Source organism: Clavibacter michiganensis, assembly GCF_021216655.1.
GTDB lineage: Bacteria > Actinomycetota > Actinomycetes > Actinomycetales > Microbacteriaceae > Clavibacter > Clavibacter michiganensis.
In genome coordinates this window covers 1,542,850-1,558,429 of record NZ_CP080437.1, presented here as the reverse complement: position 1 = coordinate 1,558,429, position 15,580 = coordinate 1,542,850, and the positions used below count along the sequence as shown (strand labels likewise).

13 protein-coding genes and 1 tRNA gene are annotated in these 15,580 nt (G+C 72.7%); 13 read left to right on the top strand and 1 reads right to left on the bottom strand.

What is annotated here, in order from left to right; genetic code table 11:
- Positions 1 to 72: 72 nt before the first annotated feature.
- From K0V08_RS07175 to K0V08_RS07140, 8 genes are all read left to right on the top strand, one after another.
- A complete protein-coding gene (locus tag K0V08_RS07175) occupies positions 73 to 714 on the top strand; it encodes a TetR/AcrR family transcriptional regulator (protein WP_079534382.1) in 642 nt (213 codons plus the stop codon).
- A gap of 12 nt (positions 715 to 726) precedes the next feature.
- On the top strand, positions 727 to 2,034 hold the full coding sequence (gene hisS, locus K0V08_RS07170; protein ID WP_079534384.1) for a histidine--tRNA ligase: 1,308 nt from the start codon (positions 727 to 729) through the stop codon (positions 2,032 to 2,034).
- A 116-nt stretch (positions 2,035 to 2,150) separates the two neighbouring features.
- Complete coding sequence (gene eno / locus K0V08_RS07165) at positions 2,151 to 3,431, top strand: phosphopyruvate hydratase (RefSeq protein ID WP_012038953.1); 1,281 nt, start codon at positions 2,151 to 2,153, stop codon at positions 3,429 to 3,431.
- 86 nt (positions 3,432 to 3,517) lie between these two features.
- Complete coding sequence (locus K0V08_RS07160; protein ID WP_043588659.1) at positions 3,518 to 4,078, top strand: FtsB family cell division protein; 561 nt, start codon at positions 3,518 to 3,520, stop codon at positions 4,076 to 4,078.
- The gene (locus K0V08_RS07155) at positions 4,075 to 4,590 is read left to right on the top strand and encodes a DUF501 domain-containing protein (RefSeq protein ID WP_012038951.1); all 516 of its coding nucleotides are present in this window, start codon (positions 4,075 to 4,077) and stop codon (positions 4,588 to 4,590) included. Before K0V08_RS07160 ends, K0V08_RS07155 begins: the two co-directional genes overlap by 4 nt.
- Positions 4,587 to 5,870, top strand: a complete 1,284-nt coding sequence (locus K0V08_RS07150) for a S8 family peptidase (protein ID WP_012038950.1) — start codon at positions 4,587 to 4,589, stop codon at positions 5,868 to 5,870. Before K0V08_RS07155 ends, K0V08_RS07150 begins: the two co-directional genes overlap by 4 nt.
- 37 nt (positions 5,871 to 5,907) lie before the next feature.
- Positions 5,908 to 7,395: an NAD(P)/FAD-dependent oxidoreductase gene (locus K0V08_RS07145; protein WP_079534386.1), complete on the top strand. Its 1,488-nt coding sequence runs from the start codon at positions 5,908 to 5,910 to the stop codon at positions 7,393 to 7,395.
- Positions 7,396 to 7,509: 114 nt separating this feature from the next.
- A tRNA-Leu gene (locus tag K0V08_RS07140) sits at positions 7,510 to 7,584 on the top strand.
- Between the two features lie 26 nt (positions 7,585 to 7,610).
- On the opposite strand, the gene K0V08_RS07135 is transcribed toward K0V08_RS07140, so the two are convergent.
- Positions 7,611 to 8,765 carry an acyltransferase family protein gene (locus tag K0V08_RS07135; RefSeq protein ID WP_012038948.1) on the bottom strand — a complete coding sequence of 385 codons (1,155 nt, stop codon included), beginning with the start codon at positions 8,763 to 8,765 and terminating at the stop codon, positions 7,611 to 7,613.
- 178 nt (positions 8,766 to 8,943) lie between these two features.
- On the opposite strand from K0V08_RS07135, the gene K0V08_RS07130 reads away from it, so the two are divergent.
- From K0V08_RS07130 to opgC, 5 genes are read left to right on the top strand one after another with little or no spacing between them, the layout of a single operon-like run.
- Entirely contained in the window at positions 8,944 to 10,140 is a 1,197-nt protein-coding gene (locus K0V08_RS07130; RefSeq protein WP_079534388.1) for a PP2C family protein-serine/threonine phosphatase, read from the top strand.
- Positions 10,137 to 12,128, top strand: coding sequence for a glycosyltransferase family 2 protein (locus K0V08_RS07125; RefSeq protein WP_079534390.1), 1,992 nt, complete (start codon positions 10,137 to 10,139; stop codon positions 12,126 to 12,128). The genes K0V08_RS07130 and K0V08_RS07125 overlap by 4 nt, the downstream gene beginning before the upstream one ends.
- On the top strand, positions 12,125 to 12,463 hold the full coding sequence (locus K0V08_RS07120; RefSeq protein WP_012038945.1) for an STAS domain-containing protein: 339 nt from the start codon (positions 12,125 to 12,127) through the stop codon (positions 12,461 to 12,463). The genes K0V08_RS07125 and K0V08_RS07120 overlap by 4 nt, the downstream gene beginning before the upstream one ends.
- Positions 12,453 to 12,902, top strand: coding sequence for an ATP-binding protein (locus K0V08_RS07115; protein ID WP_227324618.1), 450 nt, complete (start codon positions 12,453 to 12,455; stop codon positions 12,900 to 12,902). Before K0V08_RS07120 ends, K0V08_RS07115 begins: the two co-directional genes overlap by 11 nt.
- Positions 12,902 to 15,535, top strand: a complete 2,634-nt coding sequence (gene opgC, locus K0V08_RS07110; RefSeq protein ID WP_232265386.1) for an OpgC domain-containing protein — start codon at positions 12,902 to 12,904, stop codon at positions 15,533 to 15,535. The genes K0V08_RS07115 and opgC overlap by 1 nt, the downstream gene beginning before the upstream one ends.
- Positions 15,536 to 15,580 lie beyond the last annotated feature (45 nt).

The following is a 15,580-nucleotide window of genomic DNA, read 5'->3' as shown; positions in this document are numbered from 1 at the left end:
CGGCGGACAGACCTGGGCGATCACACGGTAACGGCCTTCGCCGCACGTCCATCACGGTTGTTATGGTGAGTCGTGGCAGCCCCGGATCCTCATCGCCGCCAGGACCTGCTGGCCCACATCCTCGACCACCTCCGCGCGCATCCGCTCCAGTCGGTGACCTTCCGCGGCCTCGCCGACGTGCTCGGCGAGAGCACCTTCGTGCTCGTCTACCACTTCGGATCCAAGGAGCGTCTGCTCGAGGCCGCGATGGACGCCATCGACCACCGCCAGGCGGAGATGGTGGAGGGCGACCCCCGGCGGATCCGGCCCGACGAGCTGCGCGAGTGGGCGACCCGAGCGTGGAGCTGGCGCCTCACCGACGTGAACCGCGACTTCCAGCGCCTCGAGTTCGAGGCCGCCCTCCTCCGCACGCGCGACGGCGTGGTCCGGCCGCACGCCATCGCGAGCGTCTCCGCGTGGCGCCGGTTCGGGCTCGAGTGGATGCGCGCCCACGGCGTCCCGGAGGAGGTCGCCCTCGACACGGCCGACCTCCTGCAGGCCGGGTCCTACGGCCTCCAGTTCGACTTCGTGATCTCGGGCGACCGCGACCGGGCCATGCGCGGCTTCGAGGCGCTCATCGACGCGTTCACCCCGCGCATCCAGCCGTGGCTCGACCTCGCCGCGCGTCCGGAGGCGCCCGGTGCGCCCGGGGCGGGGACGCCGCCCGCCGCCTGACAGAATCGGGGGATGCCCCAGCAGATCACGCCGCCCCGCGGCATGCGCGACTTCCTGCCCGCCGAGAAGGCCCGCCGCGAGCAGGCGCTCGCGATCATCCGCCGCACCTACCGCGCGCACGGCTTCGACGAGATCGAGACGCCCGTCGTGGAGGAGTCCGGACGGCTGCACGCGGGCCTCGGCGGCGACAACGAGAAGCTCGCCTACTCGGTGCTGAAGCGCGGCCTCTCGGGCGACGACCTGCACGCCGCGGCCGACGCCGGCGACGTGCTCGCGCTCTCCGACCTCGGGCTCCGCTTCGACCTCACGGTGCCGCTCGCGCGCTTCTACGCCTCGCACCGCGCGGAGCTACCGGGCGTCTTCCGGTCGATCCAGGCCGCGCCCGTCTGGCGTGCCGAGCGCCCGCAGAAGGGCCGCTACCGCCAGTTCATGCAGTGCGACATCGACATCATCGGCGAGGCCGGGCAGCTGGCCGAGGTCGAGCTGATCTCCGCGACCGCGGCCACGCTCGCCGCGCTCGGCCTCACGGGCTGCACCATCCGCGTGAACGACAGGCGCATCCTCGCCGGGATCCTCGACTCCTGCGGGTTCGCGGCGGAGCGCCAGGCGCAGGCGCTCATCAGCATCGACAAGCTCGACAAGATCGGCGCCGCGGGCGTCGTCGCGGAGCTCGCCGAGGGCGGGGCCGACGCGGCGGCGGTGCTCGGCGGGATCCTCGAGCGCATCGAGCCCGCGCTCGCCGACGGCGGCGTGCCGCTCACGGCCGAGGCGATCACCGGGATCCTGCCCGACGGCGTCGACCCCGACGCGGTCGCCGACCTCGAGACCCTCGCGGACGCGCTCGTCGGCCTGCCCGACGGCGTCACGCTCCGGTTCGACCCGACCCTCGTCCGCGGCATGGGCTACTACACGGGCACGATCTTCGAGATCGCGCACCCGGCGTCCGGCAGCTCGGTCGGCGGCGGCGGCCGCTACGACGGCATGATCGGCCGCTTCCTCGGCCAGGACGTCCCCGCGGCCGGCTTCTCCATCGGCTTCGAGCGCATCGTCGACCTGGCCGTGCTGCCCGCGGCGGAGGACGCCGACGCCATCGCGCTGGTGCACGATCGGCGCACGCCGGTCGCCGCGCTCGCGCGCCTCAAGGCCGAGCTCGTCGCATCCGGCCGGCGCGTGCGCCTGGAGCCGCGACCCAAGAACGTGGCGCCGCTCCTCGAGGCGCTCAAGCAGCAGGGATTCCGTACGTTCGCGTCCGTGGACGCCGGCACGGCGGATGCCGCCTCCCTCCAGGAGCGACCGCTCGACGGCGGCCCGCGCGGCTGATCCGTCACCTGCGCGACACCTGCGCGCGGGCCTCGCCGCCCGCGGCCCGGAAAGACCCCGCGGCTAGGATGGACCCGACTTCCCACCCCCTCACCGCAACGCAAGGAGACCATTCCGTGGCAGCCATCGAAGCAGTCAACGCACGCGAGATCCTCGACTCCCGGGGCAACCCGACCGTCGAGGTCGAGGTGCTCCTGGAGGACGGCACGTTCACCCGCGCCGCCGTCCCGTCCGGCGCATCCACCGGTGCCTTCGAGGCGTACGAGCTGCGCGACGGCGACGCGGGCCGCTACCTGGGCAAGGGCGTCCAGAAGGCCGTCGCCGCCGTCGTCGACGAGATCGGCCCGGCCATCCAGGACCTCGACGCCGCGGACCAGCGCATCATCGACGCCACGATGATCGAGCTCGACGGCACCGAGAACAAGTCCCGCCTCGGCGCCAACGCGCTCCTCGGCGTCTCCCTCGCCGTCGCGAAGGCCGCGGCCGACTCGGCCGAGCTGCCCCTCTACCGCTACCTCGGCGGCCCGAACGCGCACACGCTGCCCGTCCCCATGCTCAACGTCATCAACGGCGGCTCGCACGCGGACACCAACGTCGACATCCAGGAGTTCATGCTCCTGCCCGTCGGCGCGTCCACCTTCTCCGAGGGCCTGCGCTGGGGCGTCGAGACGTACCACGCGCTCAAGAGCCTGCTGAAGAAGAAGGGCCTCTCCACCGGCCTCGGCGACGAGGGCGGCTTCGCGCCGAACCTCGACAGCAACCGCGCCGCGCTCGACCTGCTGATGGAGGCCATCGACGCCGCGGGCTTCACCGCGGGCAAGCAGATCGCGCTCGGCCTCGACGTCGCATCGAGCGAGTTCTACTCCGACGGCGCGTACACGTTCGAGGGCCAGAAGGTCGACGCCGCGCACCTCACCGCGTACTTCGCCGACCTCGTCGCGTCCTACCCCCTCATCACCATCGAGGACCCGCTGGACGAGGACGACTGGGCCGGCTACGACCACTTCACCGCCGAGCTGGGCGCGAAGGTGCAGATCGTCGGCGACGACCTCTTCGTCACCAACCCGAAGCGCCTCGCCGACGGCATCACGCGCGGCGTGGCCAACTCGATCCTCGTCAAGGTCAACCAGATCGGCACGCTCACCGAGACGCTCGACGCGGTCAGCCTCGCGCAGCGCAGCGGTTACACCACCGTGCTCTCGCACCGCTCCGGCGAGACCGAGGACACGACCATCGCCGACCTCGCGGTCGCGGTGGACGCGGGCCAGATCAAGACCGGCGCCCCCGCCCGCAGCGAGCGCGTCGCGAAGTACAACCAGCTCCTCCGCATCGAGCAGGACCTCGGCGCCGCCGCGGTCTACGCCGGCCGCAGCGCCTTCCCGCGCTTCCAGGCCTGATCCGGCCGATCCGCCCGCGCCCACCTGGCGCGGGCGGATCGCCGTCCCGCACCCGCACGACCCGATCCGCACACGAAGGAGGACCGATGGCCCGCTTCCCCGGCCTCGACACCCTCCGCGCCCGCCGCGCTCCGCGTCCGCGCACCGAGCGCGTCCCCGTGGCGCTGCCCGACGGCGACGCGCCCGCGGGCAACTGGCTCCGCAGCATGCGCTTCTCCGGCTTCTCCGTGATGGTGCTCGTGCTGCTCGTCCTCACGGTCGTGGTGCTCGCCCCGGGCCTCCGCATCTACCTCGAGCAGCGGCAGCAGCTCAGCAGCCTGCAGAGCGCGGTGGACGCCCAGAAGGGCACCATCGCCCAGCTCCAGGACCAGCGCGCCCGCTACGACGACCCGGCCTTCCTCAAGGCGCAGGTGCGCGACCGCCTCTTCTACGTGATGCCCGGCGAGACGAGCTACCTCGTCCGCGGGCTGCCCGCCGCGACAGGCGACGCCGCCACCACCACGCCCGACGGCGCGCCCATCAGCGCCGACCTCCAGGAGACGAAGCAGGACTGGGTGCAGGCCCTGCTCGGATCCGCGCTCACGAGCGCCCTCAGCGACACCCCGCCCGACCAGCTCCAGGGATCCGTCCAGGGAGGCGACCAGTGACCCGACCCCCCTTCGACCCGCCCTCCGAGCGCGACGTGCGCGTCGTCACCGCCCAGCTCGGCCGCCCGGCGCGCGACGTGGTCGGCATCGCCGCCCGCTGCGTCTGCGGCAACCCCACCGTCGTGAGCACCGCCCCGCGCCTCACCGACGGCACGCCGTTCCCGACGCTGTACTACCTGTGCCACCCCGCGGCCACCGCCGCCATCTCGCACCTCGAGGCCGAGCACGTGATGGCCGAGCTGCAGGACGACCTCGCGGAGGACGAGGCGATGCGCGACGCGTACGCGGCCGCCCACGCGTCCTACCTCGCCGACCGCGAGTCGATCCTCGTGGTGCCCGAGCTCGCGGGCGTCTCCGCGGGCGGCATGCCCGTGCGCGTCAAGTGCCTGCACGCCCTCGCGGGCCACGCGCTCGCCGCGGGTCCGGGCGTGAACCCCATCGGCGACATCGCGCTGGCCCGGGCCTCGTGGTCGCCCGACGTCTGCGAGTGCGCCGACCCCGACGCGGCATGATGCCCGCGCCAGGTGCGCGCGCGTCGACCCGGCCCGGGCGCCGCCTCGTGCGGGCGGCCGCGGTCGGGATCATCGCCCTCGCCACCGCGCTCGCGGCGGCGACGCCCGCCCAGGCGGATCCCGTCCGCGAGCGCGAGTACTGGCTCGCCGACTACGGCATCGAGCAGGCGTGGCAGACCACCCGCGGCGAGGGCGTGAAGGTCGCCGTCATCGACACGGGCGTCGACGCATCCGTCGCCGACCTGCGCGGCGCGGTCGCCGGCGGCACCGACGTCTCGGGCGTCGGATCCGCGGACGGCACGAAGCCCGTCGGCGCCTCGAGCGAGCACGGCACGATGGTCGCGTCGCTCCTCGCCGGCCGCGGCACCGGCACCGGATCCGGCGTGATCGGCGTCGCCCCGGCCGCGAGCGTCCTCAGCGTCTCGGTCGCGCTCGGCGGCCCGACCCCCGGCGCGCGCGACGAGGACGCGCAGATCGCCGACGCCGTCCGCTGGGCCGTCGACAACGGCGCGAGCGTCATCAACATGTCCCTCACCCGCAACTCGCTCGACTGGCCGGAGAGCTGGGACCGCGCGTTCCTCTACGCCTACGAGCACGACGTCGTGGTCGTCGCGGCTGCCGGCAACCGGGGGAGCGGCACCACCGAGGTGGGCGCGCCCGCCACCATCCCGGGCGTGCTCGCGGTCGCGGGCGTCGACCGCTCGGGCGCCGCGAGCTTCGACGCGTCGTCGCAGGGCATCACCATCGCGGTGGCCGCGCCCAGCGAGCAGCTGGTCGGCGTCGAGCCCGGCGGCCGGTACGTGCAGTGGAGCGGCACGAGCGGCGCGGCGCCCCTCGTCTCGGGCGTCGTCGCGCTCGTGCGGGCCGCGCATCCGGAGCTCAAGGCCGACGACGTCGTGGAGCGCGTGCTCGCCACGGCCCGGCAGAAGGGCCAGCCGGAGATCTACGGCCGCGGGCTCGTCGACGCGGCGGCCGCCGTGACGGCCGACGTCGCGCCCGTGAGCGGGAAGCCGCTGGGCGACCTGGAGGAGTGGGTGCGCCTGTACCGCCGCGCGCCCGCCGCGACGCCGGATCCGGCCGCGTCCGCCACCCCGGACCCCGCGCCCGCGGTGCCCGCCGACGGCCCCACCGCCGACCCAGCGGCCGGTGCGCTGCCGACCGTCGGCACGCTCCGCGACGTGGGGATCCCCGCCCTCGTCCTCTCCGTCTTCGCGGCGCTCGCGGCGGCCATGGCCGTCGTCGCATCGCGGCATTTCAGGCGGCTGCTCCGGAAGGGGTAGCCTGATTTCGACCACAACCTGCAGGGAGTCATCCATCGTGCCCAAAATCCTGATCGTCGGCGGCGGCTACGCCGGTTTCTACACGGCATGGAAGCTCGAGTCGCACCTCCGATCCGGCGAGGCCGAGGTCACCATGGTCGACCCGCTGCCGTACATGACGTACCAGCCGTTCCTGCCCGAGGTGGTCTCCGGATCCATCGAGCCCCGCCACGCGGTCGTCTCGCAGCGCCGCCACCTCCGCACCACCAACGTCGTCACGGCGAAGGTCACCGGCATCGACCACGCGTCGAAGACCGCGACCATCACGCCGCCCGTGGGCGAGCCCTACGAGTTCGCGTACGACATCATCGTCGTCACCGCGGGCAGCGTCTCGCGCACGTTCCCGATCCCGGGCGTCGCGGACGAGGCCATCGGCCTGAAGACGATCGAGGAGGCCGTCGCCATCCGCGACCGCATCTTCGCCAACTTCGACCGCGCGGCCACGCTGCCCGCCGGCCCCGAGCGCGAGCGCCTCCTCACCTTCGTGGTGGTCGGCGGCGGCTTCGCGGGCATCGAGGTCTTCGCCGAGATGCGCAGCATCGCGACCGACCTCGTGAAGAAGTACCCCGAGATCGACTTCGAGGACACGCACTTCCACCTCATCGAGGCGATGGGCCGCATCATGCCCGAGGTGTCGCTCGAGACCAGCCACTGGGTGCTGAAGAACCTCGCCGAACGCGGCGCGCTCGTGCACCTGGACACGCAGCTCAAGTCGGCCGTCGGCGGCGTCGTCGAGCTGTCGACGGGCGAGTCGTTCGAGTCCGACGTCATCGTCTGGACCGCGGGCGTCATGGCCAGCCCGATGCTCAAGAACACCGACCTCCCGATCGAGGAGCGCGGGCGCCTGCGCGTGCGCGCCGACGGTCGTGTCGAGGGCGACGACGGCATCGTCGCGGACGCCTGGGGCGCCGGCGACGTGGCGGCCACCCCCGACCTCACGGGCGGCGGCGTCGGCGGCTTCTGCGTGCCCAACGCGCAGCACGCCGTGCGCCAGGGCAAGCTCATGGCGAAGAACCTCACCGCGAGCCTCCGCGGCGAGGGGATCACCGACTACTTCCACAAGAACCTCGGCGCCGTCGCGGGCCTGGGCCTGTACCAGGGCGCGTTCCAGTCCGGGAAGCTCGGCATCACCGGCTTCCCCGCGTGGGTCATGCACCGCGGCTACCACGGACTCGCGATCCCGTCCTTCGAGCGCAAGGCGCGCGTCGTCACCGGCTGGGTGAACAATCTGGTCTGGGGCCGCGACATCGTCTCGCTCGAGGCGCGCGAGACCCCGCGCACCGCGTTCGAGACGTTCGCGTCGCGCCCGCGTCCCGCCGCGGACGCCGCGCCGGCCGCTCCCGTGAAGAAGGAGGAGGCGCCCGCCAAGAAGGCCGCCGACGACAAGGCCGACGCGCCCACCGAGGGCGAGAAGTCCCCGGCGCTCGCGGGCAGCTACAGCTCGTCGCCCGGCGCGGAGAACGCGGACGAGAAGCCCTCGGCCTGATCCACCCGCACCACTCTCGACGGCCCGCACGCAGCAGCGCGCGGGCCGTCGTCATGCCCGGGCACCGCGGATTTGCGCCGCGACCGTAGGCTGTCGGGAGCGCCGAGGCGCGCCGCCCCCGTAGTCCAATTGGCAGAGACGGGCGACTTAAAATCGCTACAGGTCAGGGTTCGAGTCCCTGCGGGGGCACCTTCTCAGCGGACCGATCGAGCTGCTCAGGCCGCCGGCCGGGGCGCGACGGGCGCCGCACCGGGATCCGCCGTCTCCGTCACGTGCACCTGGCGCGTGTTCAGGAAGTGGCGCTCCACGAGGTGGAAGAAGCCGAAGCCGGCCGCGACCGCGAGCGGCGCGACGACCAGGAGCATCAGCGCGGCGTGCGCGCCCGTGGGCAGCCCGAGCGGCAGCAGCAGGAGGTTGCCGAGCGCCAGGAACGGGCTGTGCACGAGGTACACGCTGTAGGAGACGAGCCCGAGCCGCTGCGCCGGACGGGTGACGAAGGCGCCGAGCGCGCGGGGTCGGGATCCGGCCATCGTGCGCCCGCCGGCCCACGCGAGGAGCGACGCGAAGCCCGCGCCGGCGACGAGCTCCGCGGCCCACACGCTTCCCTGGAGGACCGTGATCCCGAGGAGCAGCACGGCCGCGGCGCCCACGGCCACCGCGAGCAGCAGCCGGTCGGACGCCCAGCGCGGGCGAGCCCCGACCGTGAGCTCGGCGGCGAGCATCCCGGCGGCGAAGAGGCCCAGCAGCCACGGGCACGCCCACGGGGCGAAGCCGGCGAGGGACGCGCCGGTCATGACGACAGTGGCGACGGCGACGACGGGCAGCCCGCCCCACCGCCGCCAGAGCGGCAGAAGCATCAGCGGCATGATGAAGTAGATCTGCCACTCGACGGCCACGCTCCACAGCGGCGCGTTCACCTGGCTGACCCACGCGGGGGAGAGGTCCTGGAGCAGGAGGACGTGGGAGGCGATGCCGGCGGGGGTGGCGGGCGCCGCGCTCTCCCAGGCGGTGCCGGCGCCGTCGCGCATCACGGGGATCGCGAGCGCCATCAGCAGGCTGAGCGCGAGGGCCGCGAAGTAGGGCGGGAGGATCCGCCGGGCCCGGCGCCGGAGGAAGGTCGCCGTGCCGTGCCGGAGGTCGAGCCCCGGGCGGCCGGCGACGGGGAGCATCAGCACGTAGCCGGACAGGACGATGAAGACGGGCACGCCGAGGTAGCCGTACCCGGTGATCCAGCCGAGGAGCGGCAGATCCCGCCAGGCCTGACCGCTGAGCCCGGTGTAGAGGAACGCGTGGAACGCCACGACGGCGAGGGCGGCGGCGCCCCGCATGCCGTCGAGGTAGGGCAGCTCCGGTCGCCGTGCTGATGCCATGCGATCCCCCCGGTCCGCTGCCGAAGCTATCAGCCCCTCCGCGACCACTGGGACGACCACCGAGGTCATCCGCGTAGCGCTACTTAGTACGTCCCCTATGGATCCGGGCACGTAAGCTGAGCGCACCCGGCGATCCCGGGTGCCGTGGGCGGGGGCCCACATCGGCGAGGGGGCGGGGATGAGTCTGATCGAGGACGCGCGGGCGACCGCGTCGCAGCGTGCCGTCGAGGCCCTGGGGCTGCTCGACGGCCCGTCCGAGGAGCGCTTCGACCGGGTCACGCGCCTGGCTCGCACGGCGTTCGGCGTGCCCCTCTCGACCATCGGCCTCGCCGACCACGACCGCATGTGGTTCGCGTCGTGCGCCGGCGCCGAGCTCTCGGAGACGCCGATCAGCAGCGTCTTCTGCGACACCACCGTGCGCGAGGAGCGGATCCTCGTCGTCGAGGACGCGCGGGACCACCCCGTCTTCCGGCACCTGCCCACCGTCGCGGGCGAGCCGCACATCCGCTTCTACGCGGGGCACCCGCTGCGGGATCCCGAGGGCCTCGTCATCGGCACGTTCTGCCTCTACGACGTCGAGCCGCGCGGTCTCGACGCCGGCCAGCTCGCGCTCTTCGCCGAGCTCGCCGAGTGGGCGCAGCGCGAGCTCGTCGCGAACGCGGAGATGGAGCGCGCCCAGGCGGTGCAGATGGCGCTGCTGCCGGCAGCCGAGGTCGAGATCCCCGGCTACGACATCGCCGCCGTGTGCGTGCCCGCGCAGGTCGTGGGCGGCGACTTCTACGACTTCGAGCGCACCGGGTCCGGACTCCGCTTCTCCCTCGCCGACGTGATGGGGAAGGGCACCGGCGCCGCGATCCTCACCGCCACGGTGCGCGCCGTGCTCCGCGGCATCGCGAGCACCGCCGACCGCTACGGCGCGGGCGTCCTCGAGGACACGGGCCTCATGGTCACCGACGCGGCGCGCTCGCTCGCCGCCGACCTCGACCGCACGGGATCCTTCGTCACGCTGCAGCACGGGCACCTCGACCAGGCATCCGGCCTCCTGCGCTACGCCGACGCGGGGCACGGGCTGACGATCGTCGTCCACCGCGACGGCAGCGTCACGCACCTCGACACGAGCGACCTGCCCGTCGGCATCGACCCCGACCACCGCTGGGAGGAGCGCCACGTGGTGCTCGCGCACGGCGACACCTTCGTGACCTTCAGCGACGGCCTGTTCGACATGTTCGGCGGCAGCGCCCCCGCGTTCGCGTCCGTCGGCCGCCTGGTCACCGAGGCCGGCGGGGTGCACGCGCTCGTCGAACGGGTCCGCATCCTCGCCAGCGCCGGCACGCCCCTCGACGACGTGACCGTCCTCGCCGTGAGCCGCGCGTGAGCCGCTCGACGCACCGCGCACCGACCACGGGGAGGTCGCCGCTGCGGTTCGCGTTCATCCGCCTCCTCGCCGTGGTGACGGCGATCCTCGGCCTGAACTACATCATCTGGCGGCTGCTCTTCTCGGTGAACACCGAGGCGCTCTGGATCGCGATCCCGCTCGTGCTCGCGGAGACGTACAGCCTCATCGACTCGCTGCTCTTCGGGCTCACGATGTGGCGCGCCCGCGACCGGCCCAAGCCGCCCGCGCCGCAGCCGGGGCTCACGGTCGACGTGTTCATCGCGACGTACAACGAGCCGCTCGACCTCGTGATGGAGACGGCCCGCGCCGCCCAGCGCATCACCTACCCGCACAAGACGTGGGTGCTCGACGACGGCAACCGCACGGAGCTCCGCGACCTGGCGGAGGCGGAGGGCATCGGCTGGATCACCCGCTCGGCCGACTGGTCGGGCCGCGCCCGCCACGCCAAGGCCGGCAACCTCAACAACGCGCTGCTCACGACCGAGGGCGAGTTCATGCTCATCCTCGACGCCGACCAGGTGCCGGAGCCCGAGATCCTCGACAAGACCCTCGGCTACTTCGACGACCGGCGCATGGCGCTCGTGCAGACGCCGCAGGTGTTCGTGAACGTGCCGGACGCGGATCCGCTCGGCAGCCAGGCGCCGCTGTTCTACGGCCCCATCCAGCAGGGCAAGGACGGCTGGAACGCGGCGTTCTTCTGCGGCTCCAACGCCATCCTCCGCCGCGAGGCCCTCATGCTCCTCGGCGTCTCGCGCTACGTGACGGACATCGAGATCAGCGTCTTCCGCGCGCTGCGCACGGCGGGCGATGTCATCGACAAGGCCCGCGAGGAGCTCGAGCCCGACCAGCTGGAGCTGCGGAAGGCGCTCGACGACGTCGCCTACGACGTGCGCCGCGCCCGCGCCGAGCTGCGCCGCGGCCAGGCGCTCGCCGACGTGACCTACCGCTTCCAGAAGCGCGTCGACTCCATCGCCGCGCGCATGGTGCAGGACGACATGGCCGCGCTGAACGCCGACCTCGCCGAGATCGCTGCGCTCGCCGGCCGCCACTCCGCCGAGCGCGACGCGGTCTCGCTCGTCGACGAGAGCGCCATGACGCGCCTCGCGCAGCGCGACTGGTCGCCGCTCGGCGCGCTCGACGCCGTGCGCGCGATCGTCCGCGACATCGACGTGCACCGCGACGACGACGCGCAGTCGATCATGCCGCTGGCCACCATCTCCGTGACCGAGGACATGGCCACCTGCATGCGCCTGCACGGGCTCGGCTGGAAGTCGGCGTACCACGACGAGGTCCTCGCCTACGGGCTGGCGCCGGAGGACCTGCCGACCATGCTCACCCAGCGGCTCCGCTGGGCGCAGGGCACGATCCAGGTGTTCTTCCGCGAGAACCCGCTGCTGCAGAAGGCGCTCTCCATCCCGCAGCGGCTCATGTACTTCGCCACGATGTGGAGCTACTTCTCCGGCTTCACGGCGGTCGTCTACGTGGCCGCGCCGATCATCTACCTCGTCTTCGGCGTGCTGCCGGTGCAGGCGATCTCGACGGACTTCTTCATCCGGCTGATCCCGTTCCTCCTCGTCAACCAGCTCCTGTTCGCGGTGGTCGGCCGCGGCAAGCGCACCTGGCGCGGCCAGCAGTACTCGCTCGCGCTGTTCCCGGTGTGGATCTCCTCGGTCACCACCGCCGTCGCCAACGTGTTCTTCCGCAAGCCCCTCGACTTCGCGGTCACCCCCAAGGTCCGCGCCGCGAGCGGGAAGCCGCGGTACGACCTCGTGAAGCCGCAGCTCTACGTGATGGGCGCGCTCGTCGTCGCCTCCGCGATCGGCATCCTGCGCCTGTCTGTCGGGCAGGCGACGCCGCTCGGCACGTTCACCAACCTCGCCTGGGTCGTCTTCGACCTGGCGATCTTCAGCATCATCATCCGTGCGGCCCGCTACCGGGGCTTCACGCCGGCCAAGGAGGACGCATGATCGACATCGCAGTCAACGAGCAGGGCACGCATGTGAGCGTCGTCACGCCGACCGGCCGCCTCAACATGGTCTCCGCCCGGCAGCTCACCACCGTCGTGACCGAGGTCATCGACGGCGGACGCCCCTTCGTCGTGGTGGACCTCGGCAGCACCGACTTCATGGACTCCTCCGGCCTCGGCGCCCTCGTCTCAGGCCTCAAGCGCGCCCGCCAGGCCGGCGGCGATCTCCGGCTCGCGCGCCCCAACGCGCAGGTGAAGGCGGTGCTGGAGCTCACGAACCTCAACCGCGTGCTCACGGTGCACGAGTCGCCCGAGGGCGTGTTCCGTGACCGATGAGGGCATGACGCACCACGCGCCGCCGGTGCGGGCCAACGTCACGCTGCCCGCGGTGGAGGAGAGCCTCGCCGCGGTGCACGCCGTGATCGCCGCCGTGTGGGACCAGGCGTTCGACGTGAGCGACACCGAGCGGATGCTGTTCGAGACGGCCGTGGTGGAGATCGCCGGCAACGTGGTCGAGCACGGCGTCGCGGTGGGGGAGCGCGCGGGGTATCCCGTGACGTTCACCATGACCGTGATCTGCCAGCACGACCGCATCGTCGCGCTGTTCGAGGACGACGGCCAGCCCGCCGTCGTCGACCTCACGCGCGTGTCCATGCCCGACGACCTCAGCGAGAGCGGCCGCGGGCTGGCGCTCGCGCAGGCGGTCCTCGACGACCTCACCTACGAGCGCACCGACGGCAGCAACCGCTGGCGGCTGGTCAGGCTTCGCGGCTGATGCGCGGCGGGGGGATGCGGGCGCGCGGGGGCGGGCGCACGCGGGGACGGATCGGCGGCTGGGCCGCGGCCATGGTGGCGCTCGCCATCGCGGTCGTCCCGGCGACGGCGGCGCTCGCCGTGCCGGCCGCGCCGCAGGCCTCCGCGCCCCGGGCGGCCGCGCCCGCGGCACCCGCGGACGAGGTCGACCTCACCCGCGCACCCGCCGCGCCCTGGTTCGGCGGCATCATCGACTGGACCGCCGACGACGCGCAGAGCTACGCCGACCGCCTGGGGGCGGTCCCCGCGGTGCTCGGCCAGTCGGTGCGCTACCCGCTCGGATCCGACGACGTCACCTACCTCGACCAGTTCGCGCAGCAGGCCGCGCAGCAGGGATCGCTCCTCTTCCTCACGCTCGAGCCGACGAAGCCGCTCGCCGAGCTGACGGCGGCGGACGCGACCGCGCTGACCGGCCGGCTCGAGGCGCTGCGCGAGCGCTACGACTCCCGCGCGCTCGTGCGGTTCGCCCCCGAGATGAACGGCTCGTGGACCCCCTGGGGCCAGCAGCCCACCGCGTACGTCACCGCGTTCCGCCAGGTCGCGGATGCCGTCCACGCGTCCGACGCCGGCGCCGTCACCGTGTGGTCGCCCGCGTACGCGGCCGGCTACCCGTTCGGATCCGCGGACGGGCTCACGGCCGCGTCCGGCACGCGGTCCATCGCGGAGCTCGACACCGACGGCAACGGCCGCGTCGACGTGGACGACGACGCCTACCGGCCGTACTACCCGGGCGACGACGCCGTCGACTGGGTGGGCCTGTCCGCGTCGCACTTCGGCGCCGAGCAGGACTTCACCATCGGGCAGCCCACGCGGGACTACCTGGGCAGCGAGGTGATCCCGCAGCAGGAGTTCGGGAAGAACGTGGTGCCCGAGGAGGGCAAGTTCGCCCGCGAGCTGGCCGGGGAGTACGGGTACGCCGACCAGGGCGGCGCCGGGCGCGACTTCGCGGCCGAGTGGATCGAGGGCACCGGCAAGCCGGCCGTCATCGAGACGGGCGCCCTCTACGACCCGGCCCGCACCGACGGGGCCTCCGAGATCGACATCAAGAGCGCGTGGTGGGACCAGGTGCTCTCCGCCGACATCCGGGCCGCGCACCCCGGCATCGGCATGGTGGTGTGGCGCGAGGTCCAGCGCACGGAGGCGGAGGCCGACGGCGCCGTCATCGACTGGCGCGCCACGGGGGATCCTGCCGTCGCGTCCGCCCTGCTCGCGCACCTGGATCCGGCGACCGCGACCCTCGGCGCCGTCACGCAGGTCTTCGACCAGGAGCGCGCCAACGTCGCGACCGCGCAGTACCGCGACCCGGGATCCCCCGAGGACGAGCAGATGGGCTGGATCGTGCTCTGCGCGGTCGTGCTGCTCCTGCTGTTCGCGATCTCCGGACCCATCGGGCGGCTGAAGCCCGGCTGGCGCTACCCGGACGAGAACTCGCCCCGCGACCGCCGCCTCGACCTGTTCCGCGGCTGGACCATCGTCGCCGTGGTCATCACCCACATCGAGGTGGCGAGCCCGTATTCGTACGTGACCATCAACGCCATTGGCGCCATCACGGGCGCCGAGATGTTCGTGCTGCTCTCCGGCCTCGTGCTCGGCATGGTCTACCCGCTGGCGGTCAAGAAGTTCGGCGAGATGAAGGCCCTCGTCTCCATCCTCCGGCGCGCCTTCAAGCAGTACATCGTGGCGATCGCCGTGGTCGTCATCGTCTTCGCCCTCACCTTCGTGCCGTTCCTGAACACCGACGTGATCACCACGTTCACCGACCGCGGCACGGGCGCCGACGGCAAGGTCACCACCGGCCAGGTCTACGACCTCTACCCGAACGGCGCGCGCCTGCTCGACTACCCGCCGCCCTGGTACGCGATCCGCGACCTGCTGCTGCTCCGCATGGGCCCGTGGGTGTTCAACATCATGGGCCTGTTCGTGGTGCTGACGCTCCTCGTCCCCGCGGTCGTGTGGCTGCTCCGCCGCCGCATGTGGTGGGTCGTGCTCATCGTCAGCTGGACCGGGTACGTGCTCAACGCGCAGTTCGACATCCGCGTGCTGCCGTCGATGTTCGAGGACGTCTTCCCGCTGCTCACGTGGCAGGTCGCGTTCCTCAACGGCATGGTGATCGGGTACTACCGGAAGCAGCTCACGCGCGCCCTCACGGGTCGTGTCGGCCGCGTCCTCGTGTCGATCCTCGTGGTCGCCTACGTGGGCGCGCTCGCGGTGCTCTGGGCCGGCCACACCTTCGGCGTGCAGCTGCCCGGCGTGCCTGACGGCCTCTACTCGTCGCTGTACGAGTCGATGTACCAGCGCACGTTCCTCCAGCCGGGCCGCCTGCTCGACCTCGGGCTGATGCTGGTGGTCGCGTACACGTTCCTCACGCGGGTGTGGAAGCCCGTGGATCGCGCGTTCGGCTGGTTCTACACGCCGCTCGGATCCGCGAGCCTCTACGTCTTCATCGTCCACGTGTTCTTCGTCCTGATCGTCGGCAGCCTGCCGTTCCTCGACAGGGCGAATCCCTGGCAGGGAGCAGTGGTCCACACCCTCGTGCTGGCGGCGATCTGGTTCATGGTGACGCGCAAGGTGCTCTTCAAGGTGATCCCGACCTGATCCGCGTCCCGGAGATCCGCGCGTCCCCGGGCCAATCCGCGGAGA

Excerpts from the sequence above, each read along its gene's own strand:
- hisS (WP_079534384.1), top strand. The coding sequence starts at position 727 with ATGCCCCAGCAGATCACGCCGCCCCGCGGCATGCGCGACTTCCTGCCC.
- opgC (WP_232265386.1), top strand. The coding sequence starts at position 12,902 with ATGCGCGGCGGGGGGATGCGGGCGCGCGGGGGCGGGCGCACGCGGGGA.
- K0V08_RS07130 (WP_079534388.1), top strand. The coding sequence starts at position 8,944 with ATGAGTCTGATCGAGGACGCGCGGGCGACCGCGTCGCAGCGTGCCGTC.
- K0V08_RS07160 (WP_043588659.1), top strand. The coding sequence starts at position 3,518 with ATGGCCCGCTTCCCCGGCCTCGACACCCTCCGCGCCCGCCGCGCTCCG.
- K0V08_RS07135 (WP_012038948.1), bottom strand. The coding sequence starts at position 8,765 with ATGGCATCAGCACGGCGACCGGAGCTGCCCTACCTCGACGGCATGCGG.
- K0V08_RS07150 (WP_012038950.1), top strand. The coding sequence starts at position 4,587 with ATGATGCCCGCGCCAGGTGCGCGCGCGTCGACCCGGCCCGGGCGCCGC.
- K0V08_RS07120 (WP_012038945.1), top strand. The coding sequence starts at position 12,125 with ATGATCGACATCGCAGTCAACGAGCAGGGCACGCATGTGAGCGTCGTC.